This window comes from Roseateles sp. P5_E11 (assembly GCF_054049355.1).
This window is the reverse complement of record NZ_JBFUMO010000193.1, coordinates 1-9,865: the sequence shown is the minus strand read 5'-3', so window position 1 is coordinate 9,865 and position 9,865 is coordinate 1. Positions and strand designations below refer to the sequence as shown.

Genomic DNA, 9,865 nt, shown 5'->3' with positions numbered 1-9,865 from the left:
GCACGAGGGCCACCGCGATGAGCAACGTCTTCTTCATTCGACCGACCTGCCCTTCAATGCGAACAGGCCTTGTGGCTTTTTCTGGATGACGAGCACCAGCAACATGAGCAGCGCGATCTTGGCGAGCACAGCGCCCTGCCAGCCTTCCAGCAGCTTGGACAGCACCCCAAGGCCCAGGCCCGCGTAGACGGTGCCCGCAAGCTGGCCGACGCCGCCGAGCACGACGACCATGAAGGCGTCGACGATGTAGCTCTGGCCGAGGTCAGGGCCGACATTGCCGATCTGGCTGAGTGCGCAGCCGGCCAGGCCCGCGATGCCGGAGCCGAGCGCGAAGGCCATCGTGTCGACCTTGGCGGTGTTGACGCCCACGCAGGCCGCCATGCGGCGGTTCTGCGTGACGCCACGCACCATCAGGCCCAGACGCGTCTTGGCCAGCAGCAAAGCCATGCCGACCAGCACCAGCGCTGCAAATCCAAGAATGGCCAGGCGGTTGTAGGGCAGCGTCAGATTGGGCAGCAGTGCCCAGCCGCCGGACAGCCAGGTGGGGTTCTCGACGGCCACGTTCTGCGCGCCGAACAGCGTGCGTACGGCCTGCATCAGCACGAGTGAAATGCCCCAGGTCGCCAGCAGCGTCTCCAGCGGCCGGCCGTAGAGCCAGCGGATGACGGTGCGTTCCATCGCTGCGCCGACCAGGGCCGCGACGATGAAGCTGGCGGGCAGCGCCAGCCACAGGTAGTAATCGAAGGCGGCGGGCAGCCAGGCGCGAAAGCCCTGCTGCACGCAATAGGTGGCGTAGGCGCCCACCATCAGCAGCTCGCCGTGCGCCATGTTGATGACGCCCATCAGGCCGTAGGTGATGGCCAGGCCGAGCGCCACCAGCAGCAGCACCGAGCCCAGGCTCAGGCCCGAGAACAGCAGCTGGGCGCGCTCGCCCCAGGCAAGGCGGTCGCCGATGGCGTCGATGGCGTTCTTCATCGCGGCCTTGGTGGCGGCATCGGTCTCGCTGCCGATGCGATCCAGCAGCAGGGCCCGCGTCGTCGGGTCGGCGCTGCCGGTCAGCTCGACGGCAGCGGCGCGGCGCTGAGCAGCGTCGGTGGACGACAGCTTGGCGCCTGCCACCAGCGCACTCAACTGGCCGCGCAGGTCCGCATCGGTCTCGGCCGCCAGCGCACGCTCGTACAGCGGCAGCTTGGCGGCGCTGGCGTCCTCACGCAGCGTCGCCAGCGCCTTGGCGCGCGTGTCGCGATCCTTGGACAGCAGGGCCAGCCCGGCCAGGGCCGAGTCGATCTCGCGGCGCAGGCGGTTGTTCAGCATGGGTTCGTCGCCCTCTGGCGGCGCGGCGCCCTCGGCGGCCACGACCGCCTTGCCCTCGCGCAGCCGCACGCGGCCGTCGAGCAGGGCATGCAGATAGTCCGCCAGCGCCGGGTCAGCCTGGGCCACGGCCTCGTTCAGGGCGGCGACACGTTCGTCACCCTCACCCGCAGCGATGCGGGTGAGCAGCTCGGGTGGCAACGCAGCCCAGGCTTGAAGGCCACACAGCGCCAGCAGCCAACCGAAAAGAAGTCGCTTGATCATGAAGGCCCAGCCGAGTCAAAACCAGCGCGGTGCGACAGCACGCGCGCCTCTCCAGTGGGCGCCGCCCAACCCGGCCGGGCCGGTCGGACGGCGCGCCGCAGCTTTGCTGCGGCTTACTTCGTGGGCTCGTCCTTCTTGCCCTTATTCTCAGGGATGTAGGGGCTCCACGGCTGGGCCTTGACCGGGCCGGGCGTCTTCCACACCACGTTGAACTGGCCGTCACCCTTCACTTCGCCGATGAAGACCGACTTGTGCAGGTGGTGGTTCTTCTCGTCCATCTTGGACGTGATGCCCGAAGGTGCCGTGAAGGTCTGGCCGGCCATGGCGGCGATGACCTTGTCGGTGTCGGTGCTACCGGCCTTCTTGACGGCCTGCGCCCACATGTTGATGCCGATGTAGGTGGCTTCCATCGGGTCGTTGGTCAGCGGCTTGTCCTTGTGGCCGGCGATGCCCTTGGCCTTGGCGTAGTCGCTCCACTTCTTGATGAAGGCGTCGTTGGCGGGCGCCTTGATCGACATGAAGTAGTTCCACGCGGCCAGGTGGCCCTGCAGCGGCTTGGTGTCCACGCCGCGCAGCTCTTCCTCACCGACCGAGAAGGCCACCACCGGCACATCGGTCGCCTTCAGGCCCTGGTTGCCCAGTTCCTTGTAGAAGGGCACGTTGGAGTCGCCGTTGATCGTGGAGATGACCGCCGTCTTCTTGCCTTCGGCGGCGAACTTCTTGATCTTGGCAATGATGCTTTGGTAGTCCGCGTGGCCGAAGGGGGTGTAGTCCTCCATGATGTCGGCTTCGGGGATGCCCTTGCTTTTCAGGAAGGCGCGCAGGATCTTGTTCGTCGTGCGCGGGTAGACATAGTCGGTGCCCAGCAGCACGAAGCGCTTGGCGCCGCCGCCGTCCTTGCTCATCAGGTATTCGACGGCGGGGATGGCCTGCTGGTTGGGCGCGGCACCCGTGTAGAACACGTTCTTGCTCAGCTCCTCGCCCTCGTACTGCACCGGGTAGAACAGCAGCGCGTTGGTCTGCTCGAAGACCGGCAGCACCGACTTGCGGCTCACCGAGGTCCAGCAGCCGAACACGACGGCGACCTTGTCCTGCGAGATGAGCTGCTTGGCCTTCTCGGCGAACAGCGGCCAGTTGGAGGCCGGGTCAACCACCACCGGCTCCAGCTTCTTGCCGAGCAAGCCGCCCTTGGCGTTGATCTCGTCGATGGCCATCAGCACGGTGTCCTTCAACACGGTCTCGGAAATGGCCATGGTGCCGGACAGCGAGTGCAGCACGCCGACCTTGATGGTGTCGGCAGCAAAGGCGGCGTGGGGGAGCAGGGTGGCAGCGGTGGCCAGTGCAAGAGCGGAACGGCGAAGCATCGGTATTCCTCCAGGTTGGATGTGAGGGTCGGGTAGCCGGAGGGCATGAGCGCAAGCCCCGTGCCAGCTTCGTGCACTTCGTCACACCCGGCGATCGCCCACCGGGTCGCACGTTCACGGCCCATGACAGCCCTGTCGCGGTGCAATTTGCACCGTTGGTGTACTGCAGCATTGGGCTATTGCACGAAAACAGGGCTGGTCATGCCCCGATTTGTGGCTTGCGGGTAGACCCTAGCCAGCCAAGCCGCGCAAGACCTGGGACCGGCTTCGGCTGACCATCAACGCCCGGCCGTCCTTCAGTTCGGCGCTGAGCTGGCCATTGGCCAGGCGGCGAAAGCGCGCCACCGCATCCAGGTTGACGATGCAGCCGCGGTGGATGCGCACCCAGCGCTCGGCGTCCAGCCTCTCCTCCAGCCGCGCCAGGGCCAGATGCAGCAGGTGCTCGGCACCGCCGGCGTGCACGGCGACGTAGTCGCCCACTGCCTCGAAGTGGCTGACCTCGGCCACGGCCACCGGCACGATGGCCGCGCCGCTGCGCACGAACAGGCGTGTCAGCGGGCCGCGCCCGAGCAGCTCGGCCAGTCGCTCCAACGCCGGTGGGCAGGGCTCGCCCAGAGCGGCGCGCACACGCTCCAGCGTGGCATTGAGTCGCTCAGCGCCGAAGGGCTTGAGCAGATAGTCCAGCGCGCCCAGCTCGAAGGCCGTGATGGCGTGTTCAGCGTGCGCCGTCGTGAAGATGACCAGCGGTGGCGTGCCGGACTCCGCCAGGCGGCGCAGCACCTCGGTGCCCAGCAGACCCGGCATCTGGATGTCCAGGAAGACCAGCTCGGGCTTCAGGCGCTGGATCTCGGCCAGCGCCGCCGGGCCGTCGGCCGCTTCGCCCACGCAATGCAGCCAGGGCAGGCCGCGCAGCAGATGGCGCAGGCCGGCACGGGCGACGGGCTCGTCGTCGGCGATCAGGGCGGTGACAGCGGCCGTCATGCCTCGTCCTTCACCGGCAGGCGCAGTTCGGCGCGCAGGCCCCGGCCAGGCGCCGTCTGCACCGTCAGTGAAGCGCTGGCGCCGTAGAGCCAACCCAGCCGCTCGCGCAGCCGGCGCAGGCCGGTGCCACCGGCCTCCAGCGCGGCGGGCTCGGCGCCCATGCCGTCATCCGCCGCGGCGATCAGCAGGGTCTCGCCTTCGACGCGTGCTGTGACGCGCACCGTCGTCGCCTCGACCCGCGGCGCGGCACCGTGGCGCACCGCGTTTTCCACCAGCGTCTGCAGCGCGAAGCTCGGCAGCAGCTCGTTCAGCGCCGCGTCCTCGAACTCGGTGACAACACGCAGGCGCTCGCCGAAGCGGATGGCCTCGATGTCCAGATAAAGCTGCACCATCGCCCACTCCTCGCGCAGCGTGACGAACTCGCGCGGGTTGTCGAAGCTCGCGCGCAGCAGGGCCGCAAGTTGCTCGGCCGCGCGCGTGGCGCGTTCGGGGTCCAGCGGGATCAGCTGCACCACCGTGTGCAGCGCGTTGAACAGGAAGTGAGGATGCAGCTGGGCGCGCAAGGCTGCCAGCTGGCTGCGCGCCTGCAGCGCTTCGAGCTGCGCGTTGCGGGCCGCGGCGCGCTGGGCGTAGGCGACGCCGGCGATCATCACGTAGAACCACACGCCGGTGACGAGATAGGCCGCGATGCCGGGCCCAACCACCAGGACGACACGGCCCACCACGAGGCTCTCCACGATGCTGTTGGCCGCGACCCAGGCCACGGCGTACAGCGTCGCACCGAGCGCATGCTTGGCGACGAAGCTCAGCTTCAGCGGATGTGGCCACGGCAGGCGAGCGGTGAAGCGGTGCACGACGAGGCCGAGCACGGCCGCCGTCGCCATCAGACGCAGCGAGTAATGCAGCGCCTCGTGAATGCCGGCGCCATGCACGGTCATCATCAGCACCGCGAACAGCGCTGCTACCGGCAGCCAGCCGATCAGCCATTGCACCCAGATCCAGGCTCTGCCCATTCCTGCTCCGCGCCTATCTAACTGCTTTGCGCGACGTGCGCTTGGCGACGATGGTCAGCGTCCCCTCCTCCCAGTTCGCGCCATTGTCCAGCGAGCGGTCCTGGCGCATCTTGAAGCGGTCAGCGGTGATCTCGGTGAAGCGCGTGCGTGTCAGCACCGGCTTGCCCTCGGCGTTCTGGCCGCTGCCCTCGAGCAGCATTTCACCGCCCTGCCACTGGCCGTTGCTGCTGCCGAAACGCGCGCGGTAGACATCCAGGCCGCTGATGAGCCAGCGCTTGGTCTTGGCGTCGAAGATGCGCTGGCTGTAGTTCAGCGACGTCGGGTTGCCCGACGCATCGAAGATGCGCAGCTCGTCATCCAGGCCGTAGCCGTCGAAGGCTTTCCAGGCCTTCCAGCTGCCCATCAACTTGGGCGCCCCGTGGATCATCGCGGCCAGGCCACCGACCTTGGGTGCCACCTCCAGCTCCCACTGGCCAACGAGGAAGTCGAACTGCGCGGCTTCGGCCGGCGCAGCGGCGGCTGCGGGCGCCGCGCCGCCATGCTGGGCATGGGCAATGCCGGTGAAGGCGAGAGCGAGGGACAGGACAAGAGCTTTCATGACGTCTCCAGGTAAGGGATGCCGCAGCATCGCGACGCGCGGGACGCCTGGCGAGGGCCGAATCGCCGAGTGGCACAACGGTGCCGTCCAACGGTGCGCCGCACGGCCGGCGGCTTCCTACATTGGTCGCCATGGACCCAACTGCACTCATCCGCCTGCGCGGCGTCGGCAAGAGCTACCCGCAAGCGGGCGGCGATTTCCAGGCCCTCGCCGCCCTCGACCTCGACATCCACGCCGGCGAGTTTGTCGCCGTGGTCGGCCCTTCGGGCAGTGGCAAGTCGACGCTGCTCAACCTGCTCGCCGGCATCGACCGCGCGGGCAGTGGCGAGCTGAGCGTGGCTGGCCAAGACCTGCGCGCTTTGCCCGAGCGCGCCTTGTCCCGCTGGCGAGGCAAGGCAGTCGGCGTCGTGTTCCAGTTCTTCCAGCTGCTGCCGACGCTGACCGCTTTGGAGAACGTGATGCTGCCAATGGACTTCTGCGACCAGTGGCCGGCCGCTGAACGGCCTGAGCGAGCACTGGCGCTGCTCGAGCGCCTGGGTGTGGCCGACCAGGCGGACAAGTTCCCGTCTGCCCTTTCAGGCGGCCAGCAGCAGCGCGTGGCCCTGGCCCGGGCGCTGGCCAACGCGCCGGCGCTGATCCTGGCCGACGAGCCGACTGGGAACCTCGACTCCGTCAACGCCGAAGCGCTGCTGGCGCTGCTGGCCGAGCTGGCCCGGGAACAAGGCGTCACCATCGTCATGGTCACGCACGAAGCCGCCGCTCTGGGCCAGGTGCAGCGCAGCCTGCGCCTGCGCGACGGCCGCCTCGTCGAGGACCGCCGTCATGCTTAGGGCACTGAAAAGTTGGCGCGACCTCTGGCAACACCGCGCGCGCAGCCTGCTCGTTGTGCTCGCGGTCGCGCTGGGGCTGACCGCCGCCGGCACCATCCTGAATGCGTGGACCCTGGTCGAACGCGCCACCGACCAGGGCTATAGCGCCAGCCTGCCCGTCTCGGCCACGCTGGTGCTGGACCGGGCCGATGCGCAGGCGCTGGCCCTTGCCAAGGCACAGCCCCAGGTCGCCGCCGCACGGCTGCGGCGCAGCGTGATGGCCGCCGTGCAGGCCAATGGTCGCTCGCGCAATGCCGTCGTCATCGCGTTCGACGACTTTCAGCGCGCCGACATCGGGCGGCTGCAGCTCGACACGCCACCGATGGACGGCGGGCTGTGGATCGAGCGCTCGTCGCTGGACTTCTCCGGCGCCAGCGTTGGCGAGCCGGTATCCCTGCGCGCGGCCGGTGCCGAGACGGTGCCGGTCGACATCAGGGGCTTGGTGCGCGACGTCAGCCAGGCGCCCGGCTGGATGGAAAACCTCGTCTACCTGTACGGCACCGGAGCGACGCTGACGCGACTGGGTGCGCCAGCGGGTTTCAACGAATTGCAGTTCCGCATGCGGGACGAGCACGCGACGCGCACCGACGTGCGCGCTGTCGTCGACAGCTTGAAGGCCGCGCTGATCGCCGGTGGCTACGTGGTCAAGAGCGTCGACGTGCCCGAACCCGGCCAGCACATCCACGCTGCGCAGATGGACTCGCTGCTGATGACCCAGGGCGCCTTCGGCCTGCTGGCGCTGCTGGCCTGCGGCTTCCTGGTCGTCAACCTCGTGGCCGCGATGCTGGCCGGGCAGACGCGCGAGATCGCCGTCATGAAGGTGCTGGGCGGCTCGCCTGGCCAGATCGGCGCGATGGTGCTGGCCCAGGCTGGCGCTTTAGGCCTGCTGGCCTCGGCAATCGCACTGCCCTTGGCGCTGTGGCTGGGGCGGCTCTACGGCGGTCTCAAGGCCGAGCTGCTGAACTTTCCGCTCGACGGCATCGCCACACCGGCGTGGGGCGTCACGATGCAGTTGGCCGTCGGGCTCGCGCTGCCGCTGGCCGCCGCCGCGCTGCCGGTGCGTACGGCCCTGCGCCGCCCCGTGGGCGAGGCGCTGCGCGACATCGGCATCACCCGCGAAGGCCGGCCGCTGAGCCTGCAGCGTGGCGCGCTGGCGGCGCGGCTGGTGCCGCTGCTCGGTGGCTGGGCGCGGCCACTGCTGCTGTCGGTGGGCAATGCCTTCCGCCGCCGCCAGCGCATGCTGCTGACCGTGCTGGCCCTGGCCAGCGGCGGCGCGGTGTACCTGGGCGCGGCCAATCTGCGCAGCGCCGTGCGCGGGTCGGTGGACGATCTCTTCGATGCCCAGCGCTTCCAGCTGCAGGTGCGCGTCGCCACGCCTTCACCCGCCACCAAGCTGGAGGCGCTGGCCCAGCAGGTGCCTGGCGTCGCGGCGGCCGAGGCCTGGCGCGGGCTGCGTACCAGCCTCGGTGCCGAGCCGCTGACGCTGCTCGGCGTGCCGCCCAGCGGCCGTCTGCTGGCGCCGCGTCTGCTCGAGGGTCGTTGGCTGGCGGGTGACGGCGAACTTGTCGTCAGCCGTCTGCTGCAGAGGCAGCAGCCCGCGCTGACCGTCGGCAGCCACCAACGCATCGCCGAGCGAGACTGGACCGTCGTCGGCCTCGTCGATGCCGGCCCGCAAGCCCTGGCCTACACCTCGCGCGCCACGCTGGACGCGCTGGCCGGCAACGAGCTCGCGACCAGCCTGGTGCTGAAGCTCGATCGCCCGGCCTCGCCCGTCGCCCTGCTCGACGCGGTACAGCAGCTGCGCGCGTCCCTCACCGAGGCCGGCATCGGCGTCGCCGCCAGCCAGTCCCAGGCCGACAACCGCCGCGTCGTCGAGGACCATCTGCTGATGGTTGTGGACTTCCTTGGCGCCATGGGCCTGGTGATGATTGCCGTCGGTGCGATGGGCCTGGCCTCGACGATGGGCCTGGCCGTGCTGGAGCGCCGGCGCGAGATCGGTGTGCTTCGGGCCATCGGTGCACGCGATGGCGCCATCCTGGCAATGGTGCAGGTCGAGGGCCTGACCCTGGTCGTGCTGGCCTGGCTGACGTCGCTGCCCCTGGCCCTGCCCATCAGCGCCCTGCTCGAGGTGGCCTTCGGCCGCATCATGTTCAGCGTGCCATGGCGCTTGCTGCCGAGCCCGGCCACGGCGTTCGGCTGGCTCGGATTGATGGCGCTGATCTCGCTGATTGCCTGCGCGCTGCCCGCACGCCGCGCGTTGCGCATTCCCGCTGCGCAGGCGCTTGCCTACGCCTGAGTCACGGTAAGCCCCAATCGCCATTTGAAGCACTTCTCAAGACAATCGCGGCCTCCCGGCAGGTGGCGATCTCCTTGAGTCACACAACATTACAGAAGTCGTACGAAACGCAAGGTTGGCGCTGCCGGGCGGCCCGCAAGATGCGGCGCATGTTGGCGTTGGCGGTGTTGCCCTGGAGTTGCGCGGCCATGGCGGCTGGGCCTGCTTCGACCTCGCCTGCGCCCGAAGGCAGCGGTGAGCTCAACGTGCTGCACTGGTGGACGTCTGCCAGCGAACGCGCCGCGGCCAACCACGTCGCCGCACGCATGGCCGAGAACGGCCTGAAGTGGGTGGACGGTGCCGTGGCCGGCGGCGGCGGCGGGCCGGCCATCAAGGTGCTGAACGAGCGCATCCTGCGCCGCATGGCGCCCAAGGTGGCGCAGCTCAACGGCGCGTCCATGAACGAATGGGCCGACATGGGCCTGCTGCTCGAACTCGACGGTGTCGCCGCGAAGCGCAACTGGTCCAAGGTCATGTTCCCGCAGGTCATGGCCCAGGTGACGGTGCGCGGGCACATCGTCGCGGCACCGTTGGGCATCCAGCGCATCAACAACCTCTATCTGAACAAAGCGTTGCTGAAGCGCCATGGCATCGAGCCGCCCAATGACTGGGACGGCCTGGAGCGCGCCGCCGTCAAGCTGCGCGCTGTCGGCGTCACGCCGGTCGCCTTCAGCGACGAGCCCTGGCAGGTGGCCACCATCTTCGAGGCCATGCTGCTCAGCGAAGCCGGCCCGGCGCTGTACCGCCGCATGCTGGAGCAACGCGACCTCAGCGCTTTCGACGACCCGGCGCTGGAGCGCGCCCTCAAGCGCCTGCGCAACTGGCGCAACCTCGCTCTGCCAGCCAGCGGGGTGGCGCCCGGCGAGCGCCCTTGGACCGACGTCGTTGCCGACTTCGCCAATGAGCGCGCGGCCATGATGATCATGGGCGACTGGGCTCGCGGCGAGTTGGGCGCCATGGGGCTGGAAGGTGAGCGCGACTTCAGCTGCAAGGCCGTGCCCGGCACCGCCCAGGCCCATCTCTACAGCATCGACACCCTGGCCATGCTGGCCGGCAATGGCGGCAGCCAGGCCGACCAGGAAAAGATGGCCGAGCTGCTCGGCAGCGCCACACTGCAACTGGGCTACAAC

Annotated in this window: 8 protein-coding genes; 3 read left to right on the top strand and 5 right to left on the bottom strand. The window is 69.1% G+C overall.

Annotation, left to right across the window (positions count from 1 at the left end; translation table 11 throughout):
- Positions 1-33: 33 nt before the first annotated feature.
- The 5 genes from urtB to ACXJKR_RS15645 all read right to left on the bottom strand — a co-directional run bounded on the left by urtB (position 34) and on the right by ACXJKR_RS15645 (position 5,531).
- Positions 34-1,575, bottom strand: a complete 1,542-nt coding sequence (urtB, locus tag ACXJKR_RS15665) for an urea ABC transporter permease subunit UrtB (RefSeq protein WP_457323609.1) — start codon at positions 1,573-1,575, stop codon at positions 34-36.
- A 113-nt stretch (positions 1,576-1,688) separates the two neighbouring features.
- Entirely contained in the window at positions 1,689-2,939 is a 1,251-nt protein-coding gene (gene urtA, locus ACXJKR_RS15660; protein ID WP_056203781.1) for an urea ABC transporter substrate-binding protein, read from the bottom strand.
- Between the two features lie 231 nt (positions 2,940-3,170).
- On the bottom strand, positions 3,171-3,920 hold the full coding sequence (locus ACXJKR_RS15655; protein WP_457323608.1) for a LytR/AlgR family response regulator transcription factor: 750 nt from the start codon (positions 3,918-3,920) through the stop codon (positions 3,171-3,173).
- Positions 3,917-4,933, bottom strand: a complete 1,017-nt coding sequence (locus tag ACXJKR_RS15650; protein ID WP_457323607.1) for a sensor histidine kinase — start codon at positions 4,931-4,933, stop codon at positions 3,917-3,919. Before ACXJKR_RS15650 ends, ACXJKR_RS15655 begins: the two co-directional genes overlap by 4 nt.
- Before the next feature lie 13 nt (positions 4,934-4,946).
- Entirely contained in the window at positions 4,947-5,531 is a 585-nt protein-coding gene (locus ACXJKR_RS15645; RefSeq protein ID WP_457323606.1) for a hypothetical protein, read from the bottom strand.
- 131 nt (positions 5,532-5,662) lie between these two features.
- Here ACXJKR_RS15645 and ACXJKR_RS15640 point away from each other — a divergent pair, with 131 nt between their 5' ends.
- From ACXJKR_RS15640 to ACXJKR_RS15630, 3 genes are all read left to right on the top strand, one after another.
- Positions 5,663-6,361, top strand: a complete 699-nt coding sequence (locus tag ACXJKR_RS15640) for an ABC transporter ATP-binding protein (protein WP_457323605.1) — start codon at positions 5,663-5,665, stop codon at positions 6,359-6,361.
- On the top strand, positions 6,354-8,696 hold the full coding sequence (locus ACXJKR_RS15635; RefSeq protein ID WP_457323604.1) for an ABC transporter permease: 2,343 nt from the start codon (positions 6,354-6,356) through the stop codon (positions 8,694-8,696). The genes ACXJKR_RS15640 and ACXJKR_RS15635 overlap by 8 nt, the downstream gene beginning before the upstream one ends.
- Before the next feature lie 149 nt (positions 8,697-8,845).
- The coding region (locus ACXJKR_RS15630; protein ID WP_457323603.1) for an ABC transporter substrate-binding protein at positions 8,846-9,865 on the top strand (1,020 nt) is incomplete at its 3' end.

Coding starts and splice junctions, on each gene's coding strand:
- ACXJKR_RS15650 (WP_457323607.1), bottom strand. CDS start 4,933: ATGGGCAGAGCCTGGATCTGGGTGCAATGGCTGATCGGCTGGCTGCCG.
- ACXJKR_RS15645 (WP_457323606.1), bottom strand. CDS start 5,531: ATGAAAGCTCTTGTCCTGTCCCTCGCTCTCGCCTTCACCGGCATTGCC.
- urtA (WP_056203781.1), bottom strand. CDS start 2,939: ATGCTTCGCCGTTCCGCTCTTGCACTGGCCACCGCTGCCACCCTGCTC.
- ACXJKR_RS15640 (WP_457323605.1), top strand. CDS start 5,663: ATGGACCCAACTGCACTCATCCGCCTGCGCGGCGTCGGCAAGAGCTAC.
- ACXJKR_RS15655 (WP_457323608.1), bottom strand. CDS start 3,920: ATGACGGCCGCTGTCACCGCCCTGATCGCCGACGACGAGCCCGTCGCC.
- ACXJKR_RS15635 (WP_457323604.1), top strand. CDS start 6,354: ATGCTTAGGGCACTGAAAAGTTGGCGCGACCTCTGGCAACACCGCGCG.
- urtB (WP_457323609.1), bottom strand. CDS start 1,575: ATGATCAAGCGACTTCTTTTCGGTTGGCTGCTGGCGCTGTGTGGCCTT.